Origin of the sequence: Paenibacillus sp. URB8-2, from assembly GCF_013393385.1 — a bacterium.
In the GTDB taxonomy this organism is placed as follows: domain Bacteria; phylum Bacillota; class Bacilli; order Paenibacillales; family Paenibacillaceae; genus Paenibacillus_AQ.
Map to the genome: position 1 here is coordinate 2377210 of NZ_AP023239.1, position 15191 is coordinate 2392400.

A 15191-nucleotide genomic window follows, 5' to 3' on the forward strand; every position below is an offset into this window, starting at 1 on the left:
TTAAACTAAAGGTCCGCCTAGTATTCCCCGGCAATCCATAATTATGAATCTATTTCTGCGCTGTTTGCCAACCGTGAACTCGTTAAAGTGTCAGGTCAGCAAGTCAATGATGACGAAAACAAACGCCAGCGCAATCATAATAACCGTGATAAGCGCCATGCTCCTTCTCATTTTGGGGGCAAGGCGGTCCTTGCCCATAATCAGCACGGCTCCCAGACACAGGACGGCGACGACATAAATTGCAAGACTCTCGTTGTTCACCAATTACACCTGCTTGAACGCTTCAATGATGCGATTATACTCTTCCTGATTATCTTTATAGGATTCCTTGTTGAACCGGTTATTCACCCACTGCATCATGGCAGGACGGCTCATGAAAGTGTGCGTTTCTTCGCCCCATTGGTCCGATATTTCCCGGAGAATGATATAGCGGCCCTGGACTTCAACAGTCATCATATTCCATTTGTCCGTTTTGTATATTTCGTGTTTTTTGATCATAGTAGTCCCACCCTGGCGATATTTGGTTTTGGGTAAATGATAACGCACCGGGGAAGGGAAAAGCAAATAATTCACGCTCAAGTAAAAGATGGATTGCATTGCCCGGAAGAGTAAAGTATAATGTAGATATTCGCCATATATGGCGGTATTTTTAGGAGGTTGTTCACTTGAAAGGTACAGTAAAATGGTTTAACGCAGAAAAAGGCTACGGTTTCATCCAAGTTGAGGGCGGCGAAGACGTATTCGTTCATTTTTCCGCAATCCAAGGAGATGGCTTCAAGACTTTGGAAGAAGGTCAAGCTGTTGAATTCGATATCACTGAAGGCAATCGTGGAGCCCAAGCTGCTAACGTAACTAAACTGTAATACAAAGCGGAAGGGATTAACTCTTCGCTCTGAATATACTTGATATGGTAAGCTTTTATTAAGGCGCTATCCAACAACGTATAACTCAAGACACAGTTCTCGAATGGGAGCTGTGTTTTTTATTGCTTCTAGAGTTTGATAGAAATATAAAAATCAGGGCACCGCCAGTCTCTTGAAGGAGACAGCGGGGCCCTTTTGTGTCCTGCGTTTTGCGGGATTTACTCGACAATGGTCAAAATCTCATCGATCTCTTTGCGCGCAATCATTTTTGGCTGAACGACGGGATGTCCAAGCGCAACGGCCATATTGATCTGACGGTCCTCGGGAATGTTCAAGTATTCTCTAAGATCCTGTTCCGCCAGCAGTACGGGTCCGGTCATCGGGCAGGTAGCAAGCCCTTTGGCGTGTGCGGCGAGCATCAGATTTTGAACGGACAGGCAGCTGCTCTTGATTCCTTCCTCTGCCCAGATCTCCGGACTGCCGAACTCGAGCGGGTCAAAGATACGTTCCCGGAATTTTGAAGTGTAGGGGGTGGCCAGGCAAATAATCATCGCCGGAGCGCTCCCGAAAGCAGTCGCGTAGGGGCCGAACGACTTCACCATCAGCTTGGCCTCCCGTGCCAGTCCGCGGGTTTCCGCCGCAGCCGCAATTTCGCCCAGCCGTTTCCAGGTAAAGGCTTCGATCGTTTTAATTTTGTCGCGGTTCATCACGGCGATAAATTCCCAGGTCTGCGAGTTGGTGTCGCTGGGAGCAAAGCGGGCGCAGTCGATAATATCCCTTACGTCTTCCGGAAGTACGTCTTCTTCGCTGAAATCCCGGATACTGCGGCGGGACTGAGCCAACTGCTTGAAATCGTCAAAAGTCATTGCGGAATGCCCCTTCCAATATTGTTACCAGGTACTAACACCTGCTGCTTAGTCTATTATAACGTAACTTCTTACAGGTGAGAAGCATCGGCAGGGGTATGTGAAGCAGGCGCTTCCGGACGCTTCGCCCGGCCGAGCCGTTTCCATGGAACAAGCGCGGACTCGCTGTCCGAATCAACCCAATATTTTGCAAAAAAACCGGCACAGGCAACGATAGAGAGCAGCATCGCTATCCGATAGAACGGCGCAAGTCCCGCTTCCTGAAAAATAATCCCTCCAAACGTTCCGCTGAGCAGTCCAGATACGCTCGACCAGATGACGGTGAAGATAGCCATTCCCGTCGCCCGCAGATGATCCGGAATAATGCGCGTAATATAGCGGACGGCTGTTACATAAAAGACTCCGAACGTGATGCTGTGCATCAGTTGAATGGCAATCATTCCGCCCGGATCGTGAACGGACGACATGAGCAGAAACCGGACGGCGTACATCAAGCTGGCCAAAGCGAGCAGAGGCAGCTCCTTGAAACGGTCTCCGTATTTTCCCAGCAGAAACAATACCGGAATCTCGCTTAGGGCTGAAAACAGCAGCGCCCAGCCAATCAGTTCCGCCCCGGCTCCGAGCTGCTTCATGCTTACCGTCAGAAAAGCCTCATTCATCCGGTGCCCCAGGGCAAGCACAAATACACAGCCGAAGAACCAGAGAACTTCCCTTTTAAAGAGAATCTGTCTTAAGCCGTCCGATTTGACGCCGGTCGGCGGTGCGTCTTCCATTGCGGATTTATTTGTTGTCCGGTTCTGTTTCTCCGGTTTCGTATCCTGAAGCATCCATGCAGTAAACAGAGACATTATAATGATAATGATACATAGATATACGCTCCACGACGTGCCGAGCGCTCGAAGCAGATAGCCGATTGATAGGGCAAAGAAAGCGTACCCTATCGAACCGAACACGCGTATCGAAATAAAATTCCGGCCCCGCCGCTCCGCGATTTTGATAGCCATTGTATCCGACAGCGGAAAAACCGGGTAATAGAAGAAATAAAAGAAGGACAAAATAACCATAACCGAAGAAAATTCGGACGCTTGGGACAGCAGCACTGCTGTGGCGAGCTGGCCGCCAAGCAGGATGACCATAATTTTTCGAATGGTACCGAGCCGGTCGCTGATCATACTCCAGAACAGGTTGGAGAGAATTGAGATAAGCGGGCCGAGAGAATATAAATAGCCGACCTGAGCGCTGCTGAATCCCAAATGGCTGTAAAAGAGCGGGAAATAGGATACGGCAAGTACGCTGGTTCCGTAAATGGTGAACATAAACGAACGCAGCCAGTTCTGATCGGTGAAACTTCCGTCTCTTTGCTTCATAGCTGCATTCCTCCCGATACTTGGCATAAGGACGGATGCACGCATAAGCTGACGGTTAAATTCATGTAAGCACTCCTCTGAAGATGAAATACGGATAGTATATCATAAAGTAATGATAGATTATGTAGTTAATTTGCCTTATCCATGAAAATTCATGGAAGTATCCGAGTGATTTTCTTGTTTGTACAAACGTTTGGATCATATTATAATAATTATGATTTGGATAAGGAGACAACAATGTGGAGGCACCGTCATTGAGTGAATTTGAGCAAGGCCGTTCCCTGAGTCCGCGCGGCCCGATTGGATTAATGAGCAGGGTCTACAAGTACGTGCTGCCAGAGGTAAGGAACTGCCTTAATGTCTGGCGCAAGGATGCGGAAGGGATTCCCGATCCCGAGCTTCGGAAGCAAGCGCTCGCAAGTATCGAAACGAAACAGTTTCATTGCGAAGGCGGAGGCATTTACGCCGCGGGCAATTTGCCGATGAGGCATATCCTCATCCCGCTGATTGTCGCCTATCAGACGATAAGCGATTATTTGGACAATCTGTGCGACCGCAGCACTTCTATGAACGCCGAAGACTTCAGGCTGCTGCACCAATCAATGCTGGATGCGATTACACCGGGAGCTGAACCGGTTAATTATTACGCGCTCCGCAGCGAACAAGATGATGGCGGATATTTGCACCGGCTGGTCCGCACTTGCCAGGAAATGATCTCAAGGCTTCCCGGATACGCGTCCGCGGCCCCGGAGATTTCTGAACTGGCCGGATTATATACGGATCTTCAGGTCTATAAGCATATTCGTCCCGATTTAAGGGAAGCTGCGCTTAAGGAATGGTGGGAGAAGAAGCGAAGCAGGGCGCCGCAATTATATTGGAATGAATTTGCGGCGGCGACAGGATCGACGTTGGGTGTTTTTATGTTGTTTTTGGCTTCCTGTGACTCCAGGCTGAGCAAGCCGGACGCTTCATTGATTCGAGCCGGGTATTTCCCTCATTTATGCTGTCTGCATATAATGCTGGATTATCTGATCGATCAGGATGAGGACCGCGCCGGCGGCGATCTCAATTTCTGCAATTACTACGACAATACGGATACCATGCTGAATCGGATTGCTTCAATCGTGGAGTGGGCACGAAAAGATGTTCGGAACATACCTGAGACTCCCCTGCACCGCATGGTCATCGAGGGGCTGCTGGCATTGTATTTATCCGATCCGAAAGTCAGCGAACAGCGGGAGGTTCGCTCTGTCTCTAGAAGGCTGATGAAGAGAAGTCCTCTTACCAGACTGTTTTTCTTTGTCAACAGCCGGTGGATACGCAAGCATTTGTATTAGCATTCTAAGGAGGAAACCATTCGTATGGCAGAAGTAAAGAAAATCGCAGTTTTGACAAGTGGCGGAGATTCGCAAGGCATGAACGCCGCTGTCCGCGCAGTAGTGCGCAGCGCTCTTTTTTTCGGAGTTGAGGTATTCGGTATTCAACGCGGCTATCAAGGGCTTCTGAACCGGGATATTTTCCCGATGGATATCCGCAGCGTAGGCGACATTATCCAGCGGGGAGGCACGATCCTGCAATCCGCGCGATGTCTGGAGTTTATCCAGCCGGAGGGACAACAGAAGGGTGCCGAAATTTTGCGTGAATACGGAATTGACGGCCTTGTCGTAATCGGCGGCGACGGTTCCTACAACGGTGCCAACAAACTGAGCAAGCTCGGCATCAAGACGATGGGGCTGCCAGGTACGATCGACAACGATATCTCTTTCACCGACTATACCATCGGCTTTGATACGGCTGTCAGCATAGTCGTTGACGCCATCAACAAGCTGCGCGACACGATGTCTTCCCATGAACGTTCTTCCGTGGTCGAAGTCATGGGACGCCATTGCGGCGATATTGCCCTGCATGCGGGACTGGCTTCCGGAGCGGAGACGATTCTGATACCGGAAATGCCATTCGAACTTGACGAGGTTGCCGACCGTATGCGGGAGAACTTTGCCAAAGGCAAACGCCACAGTATCGTTATTGTGGCCGAGGGCGTAGGTAAGGGTGAAGACATCGCCCAGGCGCTCAAGGACCGCCACGCATCGATCGATGCGCGCGTAACGGTGCTCGGCCATATTCAGCGCGGCGGCAGCCCGACTCCCGCCGACCGTAACCTGGCCAGCCGGCTCGGCGATTTCGCCGTACGCAAGCTGATCGAAGGCGAATCAGGTAAAGCATGCGGCATCATCAACGGCGAGCTTACCCTTACGGATATCGATAAGGTTGTCAATACGAAGAAGGATTTCGACCTTGAGCTGTACAACCTTGCTTCGCGTCTCTCCCAGTAATAATATACGGACAGGCCCTGCGTGTAATGCGCAGGGCTTTTTTTTGTGGCAATAAAGCCGGCTTCTATCGCCGGACAGGGTAATCAAGGAAGCGGTAGACTGCTGGTCAAAAGTCGTTGTTACCCTGTGTTGACGCTTAATGCCGCCAAGCGTGCATCCGCAGCGGAATGCAAAATACCGCCTCTTTCGCAGATGTTCTGCGGAAGAGGCGGTATTTTTTGTGCGGCATCGAAAGCATTGAGATGCACTTTATAGAAGCGGCATAAGGGAATCAACCTTCCGCTTTAGATGCGGTGTACTCGGCCGTAAAGCGGCGCTGAACCTTGACCAGCCGCGACAGCAGCAGAACCGCGCCGATGGCAAGACCGGTAATCAAGCCGATCCAGTAGCCGTACGCGCCCAGATCCGTATATTCGGCCAAAACATAGCCGACGGGAAGGCCGATAATCCAGTAAGCGATAAAGCAAATAATAAAGGCTGGATTTACGTCCTTGTAACCGCGCAGAACGCCTTGGATAGGCGTAGCGATGGCGTCGGATATCTGGAAAAAAATCGCAAAAATCAGAAAATGCCGGATTAGCCCGATCACTTCCGGATCGGTGGAGTATAAGCCGGCCACATGCCTGCCGGCAAAGAGAAGCACCATCGCAGTCGCCAGCGACATGGCGGCGGCTGAGCTTATCCCAAGAACACTGTATTGGCGTGCATCCTTCAACCTGCCCGATCCCGCCTCGAAACCGACCAGAATGGTTAGACTCATGCAGATGCTGAGCGGAATCATGTACAGTGTGGAAGCGAAGTTGATCGCGGCCTGATGGGCGGCAATCGTCATCGTATCGAATCGGCTCATCAGCAGAGTAACCGTGGAGAAGACGGCCGTTTCAAAAAAAATGGAGAAGCCTATTGGGACTCCGATTACGAGCTGCTCCTTGATGACTGCCGGAGAGAGCGAATGGAATTTACGGAGAATCCGCAAGCTTTTGAAGGGCTCCGCCCGGTAGATAAATAGAAGAGCAACACTAAAAATAACCCAGTAAGTGATCGCCGAAGCCACTCCGGCTCCGACACCGCCCAGGCGGGGGAATCCAAAGTTTCCGAAGATCAGCAGGTAGTTCAGTCCGACATTGACGGGCAGGGCAATCAGAGTAATAAACATGGACACCCGGGTTTGTCCGGTCGCATCAATGCAGCTTCGAAGCACCGTATATCCGAACAACGGAATTATGCCGAAGGAGATGGCGGCCAGAAAGCGAAAGGCGATGGTGCGTACTGCGGGTTCAAGGCTCATAAAATTGAGGATTGGCCCCAAAGACAGCGCTCCAAGCACCAGCACGAGAGCCGATACGATAAGCGACAGCCAGATGCCCTGCATGACTTTGTAGGCGACTTCGCCTTCGCGTTTTTTGCCTATCAGCTGCGAGACGATCGGAGTGAGGCCGATTAATATACCGTTCAGTCCGGTTTGGACGGGAATCCACAGGCTGGTTCCGATAGCGACCCCGGCCAGATCGGCGGTGCCGAATTTGCCGGACATGTTCATATCGAAGAACGCAATTGCCGAGAGGGCAATTTGAGTGACAAGAATGGGAAATAATATATGGAGGAACTGGATTGACTTCTGGCCTAATGATGTCGTTGGTTTCATGAAAGTTTGCCTCTTTATCTAATAGTTTGCAAAATGGTTAGCATGAACGGGCATGCGGCGCTTCGAGCGCGTTTTTCCAGCAAAGAACCCGGCCTCGGAGCCGGGTCCTCACTTAGCTGTATTCGGTATAGTTGAATGAAGCCGGATAAGTTCAGTATACGTTATTTCTCGTAGTCGACGCCCGATGTATAACGGTTGCTGGCGTTCCATAACAGGAATTCATCGACGTTCTGCTCTTTCAGAGCGCGGATCTGGTCTTCCACCTGCAGCTTGCCGTATTTGATATAATGCCCGCCGCCGAGCCAACTGGCGGTGAAATCCTGAATCCAGGGACGGATCACCGGTTTATAGCTTCCAAGCGGGTTCAGCTTCTTATGGGTGTCAACCATCGAGCCTTTTATAGTTGCATAAGGATTTTTGTCCGGATCTTTAACGTCAAACCAGCCGGTGGAATAATGGCTCGGGTAAACCATGGGACTGATGACATCTACGTTTTTGGAAATCTTTACAAAGTCCTGACCGATTCCCTCGGCTGCCGGAACCGATGCGGCATAACCGAAGATATCGACAGATACGCGCACGCCGAGCGGATTCAGCTCCTGCTTCGCATATTTGACGAAGTCCGAAACGATTTGAACCCGGCTTTTACCGGCGACTTTGGTATATTTCAGCGAATCCGCGCGCTTTTCAAAACCTTCGGGGAAGCGAACGTAGTCGAACTGGACTTCCTTAAAACCGAGCTTGACGGCTTCTTTGGCAATTTCGACATTGTATTTCCATACGTTCTCATTGTAAGGATTGACGAAGCTGTCACCGCCTTTGTTATGCCATACGGAGCCGTCGCTCTTTACGAAGGACAATTCCGGATGTTTCTTCGCGAGGACGGAATCCTTGAAGACAACGATGCGAGCGATGGGATAAACTTCATGTTTCTTGAGCCGCTCCATCAGCTTGCCTATATCCCGGATGAACGGCTGCGGCTTGCCCATTTGCTGCAGTTCGGCGTTATCCGTCTTGTAGGTAATATAACCGGCGTCGTCCTTGATATCGATTACCATTGCGTTCAGTTCCGTTTGATCAATCAAATTCATGAGCGTATCCATCCGCGAGCCGCCTGCGCTGTACGCTGTGACGTAAACTCCCTTGACTTTGGGAGCGTCCGGCTGAGGATCGGCCATTGGCGGCGCGCCATCGGCTGATGCGGTTGCACCGGGCAAAGCGGATGGAGCCGGAGTAGCTGTGCCGGCGGCTGTTCCGGTGCCGGAGGATGACTCCGGAGCCTCTGTAGTACCGTTCTGATTCGAGACGATGGCCGTGTTGGCGGCGGATTGAAGCACAGAGGCTACGTCAGCATCTGCCTGAACATTTTGAACGCCTACGCTTCCCAGGGCCATCATTAATATAGCCCAAGTGATGTTCATTGTTTTCTCCCCTTTTATGTACGTTAGCTTAAATTATATAAGAACGATAAATGTTAAAAAGAACAGGTTTGTAACAATAGTAGAACATTTATCTTTTCCTTTTGTTTATAAACAAAGACAGTGTGATTATAACGGTAAAATAAAAAGTAAATGCCGCCTGAACCGGTAAAACGCCGGTCCAAGCGGCAATCTAAAACCTTGTAATTCTTATTGAAGATACGCAGAATCCTGATGCTCGCAAATGCTGTACTGAATGATGTCCATCGCATCAGCAGAGTCCAAAATGCTCAGCCCGTCCCGCAGAACGATCATGGAATCGAGTTCGTCCTGCTTGAGAAACGGCATCATATCTGGATACCACTTCATGACAATTGCTGACAGTTTTACCGTTTCCATTTCCACAGTAATCACCCTTTCCTTTTTCGAATGTTACTGAACTTGCATTCAGGTTTCACCCAGAAAAACGACAAGTGCCTGGAAAAGAGGGCAAAGAAGAATCTTCATGAGCATTGTATTGACTTCTGCGCATCATTAATATATCACAATTTTAAAGTAAGTGCATCCTTTAACAATCATCTTTTGCGGAAAGAGCCCAGGATGCCAACGGTTTCCAAAATATTGACAAAAGCCTGCGGATCGCTTTCTTTGATTATCCGTTTGAGCTCGGCCAGCTCGTATCGGGTCGTTACAGTCATAAGCATATCCTTTTCCGTGTGGGAATACGCGCCTTCGGTCTTGATTTTGGTTACGCCTCTTTGGAGACCGAGCAGATGCTGAAGCATTTCGTCCGTCCGGTTCGTTACTATAAATACGGTCACTTTGATATGGCTAACATGGATGAGATCGACCACCCGGCCGGTTACATACATGGAGGCCATGGAGGCCAACGCGATATTCCAGTTGTTCTCAAGATAACCCGCGGCGAGGATGACGAGCGCATTCAGGGAAACGAGTACGTTGCCGATCGGAAAATCTCTGTGCCGGCTGATAATCGATCCCAGAATGTCGAAACCGCCGGACGAACCGCCGACACGGAACGAAATCCCGCAGCCGATTCCGACGAGCACTCCGCCGAATACGGAAGCGAGCAGCATGTCCGAGACGAGCGGTTTGACGGGAATCATTTCAATGAGCCATGTCGCGGCGGCGACCGACGCGATGCTGAAAACGATGAAGCGCCGGCCGAGCTGAAACCATCCGGCGATCAGGAGCGGAATGTTGAACAGCAGATACAGCGGACTGACGCCCAGCGGTGTAAAGTAGCTTGCCAGCATGGAGAGGCCGGAAACACCCCCGCTCAACAGACGGTGGGGAATCAGGAACAAATTGAAGCCAGCGGCAATCAGCCCGGAGCCGAATACGACGGCAAGAAGGTTTAAGCAGTATCTAAGCAAGCAAATCACCTACCGAAGTATAATGTAAAAAAGTATGCAAACGATGTAAAAACGAATGAAAGGAATACGCTGGTATTCCTCTTCGAGTTTGTGATATAATGTATAGGATATTCTTGAGTAGAGCGTTACAATGAACTTTTTGCATTGTTTCGAATGTGAAGCTACTGTTGTTCGGGCCAATTGGAGCACCTGATGAAAGGACGGCCTGCCGTCCCCTTACGCGAAACCATGCAGAGTTTTCGGCATGATTGGACACCATATAAATGTTTGCCGCTACTTAAGAATACAGACAAGCATGTGGAATGTCCACTGTATAGAAGGAGCATGAATAATTTGAAAACATTTGCAGAATTTGACTTGGAACCAAAAGTGTTGCAAGCCATCACAGAGTTGGGATTTGAAGAGGCGACCCCGATTCAATCGCAGTCGATCCCAATCGCGATGACAGGAAGAGACCTGATCGGACAAGCTCAGACCGGTACCGGGAAAACGGCAGCCTTTGGAATTCCTCTTATCTCTAAAATTTCCCGTGACGAAGAAAAAATCGCGGCGTTGATTATGACACCGACCCGTGAACTTGCCATTCAGGTGGCGGAAGAAATCGGCAAGCTCACCCGCTTCAAGGGGCTTCGTTCCCTGCCGATTTATGGCGGACAAGACATCGGCCGTCAGATCCGCGGTCTCAAAAAGAAACCGCAGATCATTATCGGTACGCCCGGCCGTCTGCTTGATCACATCAACCGCAAGACGATCCGTCTGGACGACGTACAGACCGTCGTGCTTGATGAAGCGGACGAAATGCTGGATATGGGCTTCATGGAGGATATTCAGTCCATCCTGAAGCTGGTTCCGGAAGAACGGCAGACGATGCTCTTCTCGGCCACGATGCCTCCGAACATCCAGCGTCTTGCCCAGCAGTTCCTGAAGAACCCCGAGCATGTATCCGTCATTCCGAAGCAGGTCAGCGCGCCGCTGATCGACCAGGCTTACATCGAGGTTCCGGAGCGCCAGAAGTTCGAAGCGCTCAGCCGTCTGATCGACATGGAATCGCCTGAGCTTGCGATTGTGTTCGGCCGTACGAAGCGCCGGGTTGACGAACTGTCGGAAGCTTTGCAAAAACGCGGTTATTCCGCAGACGGCCTGCACGGCGACTTGTCGCAGAACCAGCGCGACGCGGTTATGCGTAAATTCCGGGACGGCAGCATCGACGTACTGGTCGCTACCGACGTTGCGGCCCGCGGTCTTGACGTGTCGGGCGTAACGCATGTCATCAACTTTGACCTTCCGCAGGACCCGGAGAGCTATGTTCACCGGATCGGCCGTACCGGACGGGCCGGCAAAGAAGGCTCGGCTTGGTCGTTCGTGACTCCGCGTGAGATCGATCACCTTCGTCTGATTGAACGTGTAACCCGTCACCGCATTACGCGTAAACCGCTGCCGACGATGGCCGAAGCGATTGAAGGCAAGCAGCGCGTTACAGCCGAACGCCTGATGGACACGATGGAGAACGGTGATCTGAACGAGTACAAGGGCATCGCCATCCAGTTGCTTGAGCAGTACGATTCCGTTCAACTGCTGACTGCGGCAATCAAGCTGCTTACCGGAGAGAAGAAGGATTCCGAAGTCCAACTGACACCGGAAGAGCCGATCCGCGTCAAACGCCGCGGCGGCAAGAACGACATCCGCAGCGGCCGCAAGCCTAGCGGCGGTTACGGCGGTAACCGTGGCGGCTACGGCGGCGGCGGTGGCGGTGGCGGTGGCTACCGTGGCAACCGCGATGGCGGCAGCCGCGGCGGTTACAGCAGCGGCGGTGCTGGCGGCGCTGGCGGAGGCTACAAAGGCAACCGTGACGGTAACACCAGCCGCGAAGGCTCAAGCTACCGCGGGGGGGAACGCAAGTCCCAACGTCCGGGAGACGGCGAGCGCCGCACGGCAAAACGTGAGGACTCTTTCGACATTTAAGTCCGGACCGGGGTTGACAAGCCCTGGCGGCTAAGAAGACGGTGCGCATTGTTGCGCACCGTCTTCTTTTTAATTTATAAGAATTAAACGAACATAGTACGAGTGATGATTACATCTGAACTTGGGCTATGGAAATGGCCCGATAAAATAAGGTATAGTTAAGGTACGCAGTAGCGAAGAGACAGGAGGAAATAAAGTGGAGTTTAAAGGAGCAATGGGCGGGCTGTACCGCATTACGGAGTGGATTTCACGCATTGCGTTCAGCAATGTGCTGTGGACGATATGTTCGTCTCCGTTCTTATTTTTTATCGTTATGAAGTTCTTATTGATGGCGACGGGCCAAGGGGGAGTAAGCGAGCAGGTCACATTAAACTGGGGGCTTGCCATATCGGCTCCGTTTACTGTTTTTCCGGCAACGTCGGCGCTGTTCACGGTTGTCCGCAAGTGGGTGATGGGCAATACGGATGTCAGCACGTTCAAGACTTTTTTTAAAGGGTATAAAGAGAACTACCTTAAGAGCATGCTCGGCGGCTTGATCTATACGCTGCTGTTCTTCGTGATGTATTTCGATGTGACGATTTATATGACGCGGATGCCCGATTTTAAAATCGTCGGGATTTTGATGCTTGTTCTGATGATTGTGCTGATGGTATCGATGTTTAACTTCTTCTCCGTTGTGGTTCACTATCAGATGACCTTCAAGCAAGTAATGAGCAATTCCATTCTGCTGACCATCGCCCGTCCGATCCGGGTGTTTACAACTTTGGTGGCAGGTGTCTTGCTCGCCTTTATCGGATTGAAATATCCTGCGCTTTATTTTGTTTGTATTCCTTCGCTGATTGCAATGGTCGCTTTCTTTAATTTTTATGCTACCTACAACAAGCTGCAGCTTCAGGCAGAGCAAAAGAAACAGCGGGAAGAGGAAGCTCTCGAGGCTGAAAACGGCGAAGAAACGGAAGATTCGGACCGGCTATCGGACAAAGTCGACTTAACCAATGAGGCGCAGGATGAAGAGCGTACCCGTCCTTAATTCAGGACATTGGGCGGAGGCTAGTACTCCATTCGGTTAACGCAAAATATTCTCTATGTAAAATAAAGCGCATACAAGGTTTACTTTTTCGTTAAAACGCAATATAATAAGGCTAAATCCTGCGATGTACGTTATCGGCTGCTCGTTGTTTTGAACCAATGATAATGTCTTGGGAGATCTATATGAAGCGCAGCTGAAAGGCCCTGTCTATATGACATGGGGACTTCAAAAACGCAACTGCGGTCACCCACCTGCTATTGCAGGTTCAGAAGACACTGTAGCCGGACGGCATAGGCGGGTTTTTCCTTTAATCATTTACGAAGGCGCCATTTACCCTAACGGGAGAAGGGCGCTTTCTTTTTTTGTCGAAATGCAGTGGGAGAAACAAGCATTTTACTTTTGTTCCGGGAGCAACAGTGATACACTTGAAATAGTGAACTTGGGATATGAGGAGGAAGTATGTTGTCTTTAAAAAGAAACTTGGTAGGCTTGTTCCGCAGTCATGAAGGAACGAGCGACCGTGCCAAAGAACCTGCTCTGAAAACGCGGTATTACAACCTCACCAAAGAAAAAGGATGGGAGGAAGTGTCATCCACACTGAAGAAAATTCCAGGCTTTAAAGTATTGCATGAGGTTCAATCCGTAGGTGAAATCACCCTGGAGAAAAAAACGCCTTTCGGCCGGACGCTGGATATTACCGTTTCCGTGCTGAATACGTCGCCGACACGCTGCGCGGTCGATATTTATTCGGCATCCCGGGGCTCGCTCGGCGATTTGGGAGCCAACTATCGCGTCATTCAACGACTGTACGAGTCGATGGACAAGAAGATCGGCAAATTTAAACTCGATTGAATCCTTTTCCGGTATTTACCTTAAGCAAGCGTGCATTGTATGCGCTTATATTATGGATGAAGCGAATTTCCCCCGGGCTGACGGTGGAGGAAATCGTCTTGTTTTTGCTGTGAAAAAGCGGAAGAAGGTTGATCAGCCTTCTTCCGCTTTTTTAAACATGGATGTCTATTTTCTGCAGATTACAGCAAGCTCTTGACCGCGTCGATCGCAGCTTCGTAATTCGGGTGTTCAGCCATTTCGTTTAGATATTCCACATAAGTAATCTTGTTGTCTTTATCTAGAACGAAAATGGATCGCATGTCCAGTTTGAATTCTTTGATCAATACGCCGTAGGCCTCGCCGAAGCCGTTCGTTTTGTAATCTGAGAGGGTAATGACGCGGTCGATGCCCGCGGCGCCGCACCAGCGCGCCTGTGCGAACGGGAGATCGGCGCTGACCGTCAGAATGACGACACCGTCGCCCAGTTCAGCAGCTTCGCTGTTAAATCGTCGGGTCTGCGCGTCGCAAACGCCAGTATCAAGGGAAGGAACAACGCTGATCAGCTTTATTTTTCCACTGAAGTCCTTTAGTGTGGCTTCCTCGAGCAGATTTTTGCTGAGGACAAAATCGGGAGCCGAATCTCCTACTTGGAGCTGCGGCCCTACAAGAGTGATCGGACTTCCTTTAAAGGTGGCTACGCCAGTTCTTTCTTGAGACACTGATTATTCCTCCTTAAATTGGAAAATTGGATTGTTGCTGTTCCAATAAATTATAATCTTTTTAATGAGACCATGTCCAACCGGGGACGTACATAGAAGAAGTAAGAAGGAGAAGGAGGGTGAGCCATGATATTCATTCGGTATGAGAACTGGAAGAGCTATCTTAAGTTTTATCCCGTTACCAGCCTGATCCTTGTCGCCAATATCGTAATGTTTCTGGTGCTTACGTTGAATGGGGGTTCGACCAATCCCTATACGCTGCTGCGATTCGGAGGGATAGTGGACTCCGGACCGCAAAAATGGGAGCTGTGGCGGTTGGTTGCCTCTATCTTTCTTCATAACGGATTTACCCACCTGTTGTTCAACAGCTTTGCGCTCCTGGTGTTTGCGCCGCCGCTGGAACGGCTAATGGGCTGGTGGCGTTACGCGCTGCTGTATGTAATGGGCGGTGTTGTCGGCAATATTCTGTCCTTGGGAGCATGGGGAGGCGGTCCGCAGGATGTGGTGACCGTTTCGGTCGGTGCCTCAGGGGCGATCTTTGCCGTGTATGGCGCGTTTCTGTATATTGCCCTACTGCAGAGGTCCATGATGGACGAAGGCTCGCGCAAGACGCTTTACGTTCTGCTGGCGTTGGGGGTTATTATGTCCTTCACTAGGCAAAATGTGGATTGGATCGCACATATAGGCGGGTTGATCGGCGGATTTTTTCTCTACGGCCTCAGTATTCGTGTCTTTCCCAGCAGGCGGCAGCGATGACAAA

The 15191-nt window shown here is 50.5% G+C and carries 16 protein-coding genes and 1 other RNA gene; 8 read left to right on the forward strand and 9 right to left on the reverse strand.

Annotated elements, in window-relative coordinates; all coding sequences use genetic code 11:
• Positions 1-90: 90 nt before the first annotated feature.
• Positions 91-261, reverse strand: coding sequence for a hypothetical protein (locus tag PUR_RS10805; protein WP_179035248.1), 171 nt, complete (start codon positions 259-261; stop codon positions 91-93).
• Between the two features lie 3 nt (positions 262-264).
• Positions 265-498 carry a hypothetical protein gene (locus PUR_RS10810; RefSeq protein ID WP_179035249.1) on the reverse strand — a complete coding sequence of 78 codons (234 nt, stop codon included), beginning with the start codon at positions 496-498 and terminating at the stop codon, positions 265-267.
• Positions 499-665: 167 nt separating this feature from the next.
• Here PUR_RS10810 and PUR_RS10815 point away from each other — a divergent pair, with 167 nt between their 5' ends.
• Positions 666-863, forward strand: coding sequence for a cold shock domain-containing protein (locus tag PUR_RS10815; protein ID WP_179035250.1), 198 nt, complete (start codon positions 666-668; stop codon positions 861-863).
• 218 nt (positions 864-1081) lie between these two features.
• Here PUR_RS10815 and PUR_RS10820 read toward each other — a convergent pair whose 3' ends face one another.
• Both PUR_RS10820 and PUR_RS10825 read right to left on the reverse strand, forming a co-directional pair.
• A complete protein-coding gene (locus PUR_RS10820; RefSeq protein ID WP_124696008.1) occupies positions 1082-1729 on the reverse strand; it encodes a nitroreductase family protein in 648 nt (215 codons plus the stop codon).
• Between the two features lie 71 nt (positions 1730-1800).
• Positions 1801-3096, reverse strand: a complete 1296-nt coding sequence (locus PUR_RS10825; RefSeq protein ID WP_232101809.1) for an MFS transporter — start codon at positions 3094-3096, stop codon at positions 1801-1803.
• Positions 3097-3350: 254 nt separating this feature from the next.
• Between PUR_RS10825 and PUR_RS10830 the strand changes: the two genes are divergently transcribed.
• Entirely contained in the window at positions 3351-4433 is a 1083-nt protein-coding gene (locus PUR_RS10830) for a tetraprenyl-beta-curcumene synthase family protein (RefSeq protein ID WP_179035251.1), read from the forward strand.
• A 24-nt stretch (positions 4434-4457) separates the two neighbouring features.
• Positions 4458-5429: a 6-phosphofructokinase gene (gene pfkA, locus PUR_RS10835; protein ID WP_124696007.1), complete on the forward strand. Its 972-nt coding sequence runs from the start codon at positions 4458-4460 to the stop codon at positions 5427-5429.
• A gap of 271 nt (positions 5430-5700) precedes the next feature.
• Here the strand turns inward: pfkA and PUR_RS10840 are convergent, their stop codons facing one another.
• From PUR_RS10840 to PUR_RS10855, 4 genes are all read right to left on the reverse strand, one after another.
• Positions 5701-7074, reverse strand: a complete 1374-nt coding sequence (locus PUR_RS10840) for an MATE family efflux transporter (RefSeq protein WP_179035252.1) — start codon at positions 7072-7074, stop codon at positions 5701-5703.
• Positions 7075-7235: 161 nt separating this feature from the next.
• Positions 7236-8495 carry a putative glycoside hydrolase gene (locus PUR_RS10845; RefSeq protein WP_232101810.1) on the reverse strand — a complete coding sequence of 420 codons (1260 nt, stop codon included), beginning with the start codon at positions 8493-8495 and terminating at the stop codon, positions 7236-7238.
• A gap of 207 nt (positions 8496-8702) precedes the next feature.
• Positions 8703-8891, reverse strand: coding sequence for a hypothetical protein (locus tag PUR_RS10850; protein WP_179035253.1), 189 nt, complete (start codon positions 8889-8891; stop codon positions 8703-8705).
• A gap of 176 nt (positions 8892-9067) precedes the next feature.
• Positions 9068-9889, reverse strand: a complete 822-nt coding sequence (locus PUR_RS10855) for a YitT family protein (RefSeq protein WP_179035254.1) — start codon at positions 9887-9889, stop codon at positions 9068-9070.
• A gap of 333 nt (positions 9890-10222) precedes the next feature.
• Here PUR_RS10855 and PUR_RS10860 point away from each other — a divergent pair, with 333 nt between their 5' ends.
• The 4 genes from PUR_RS10860 (at position 10223) to PUR_RS10875 (ending at position 13733) form a co-directional block, all read left to right on the forward strand.
• Entirely contained in the window at positions 10223-11851 is a 1629-nt protein-coding gene (locus tag PUR_RS10860) for a degradosome RNA helicase CshA (RefSeq protein WP_269474717.1), read from the forward strand.
• A gap of 196 nt (positions 11852-12047) precedes the next feature.
• The gene (locus tag PUR_RS10865) at positions 12048-12881 is read left to right on the forward strand and encodes a YesL family protein (RefSeq protein ID WP_179035256.1); all 834 of its coding nucleotides are present in this window, start codon (positions 12048-12050) and stop codon (positions 12879-12881) included.
• A 113-nt stretch (positions 12882-12994) separates the two neighbouring features.
• A non-coding RNA gene (ssrS, locus tag PUR_RS10870) (6S RNA) lies at positions 12995-13186 on the forward strand.
• 157 nt (positions 13187-13343) lie between these two features.
• Positions 13344-13733 carry a DUF1499 domain-containing protein gene (locus PUR_RS10875; RefSeq protein ID WP_124696001.1) on the forward strand — a complete coding sequence of 130 codons (390 nt, stop codon included), beginning with the start codon at positions 13344-13346 and terminating at the stop codon, positions 13731-13733.
• 179 nt (positions 13734-13912) lie between these two features.
• On the opposite strand, the gene tpx is transcribed toward PUR_RS10875, so the two are convergent.
• Positions 13913-14431 (reverse strand): thiol peroxidase, encoded by a 519-nt coding sequence (gene tpx / locus PUR_RS10880; RefSeq protein ID WP_179035257.1) that lies wholly within the window; start codon positions 14429-14431, stop codon positions 13913-13915.
• A gap of 126 nt (positions 14432-14557) precedes the next feature.
• On the opposite strand from tpx, the gene PUR_RS10885 reads away from it, so the two are divergent.
• Complete coding sequence (locus PUR_RS10885) at positions 14558-15187, forward strand: rhomboid family intramembrane serine protease (protein ID WP_179035258.1); 630 nt, start codon at positions 14558-14560, stop codon at positions 15185-15187.
• The last annotated feature ends 4 nt before the right edge of the window (positions 15188-15191 follow it).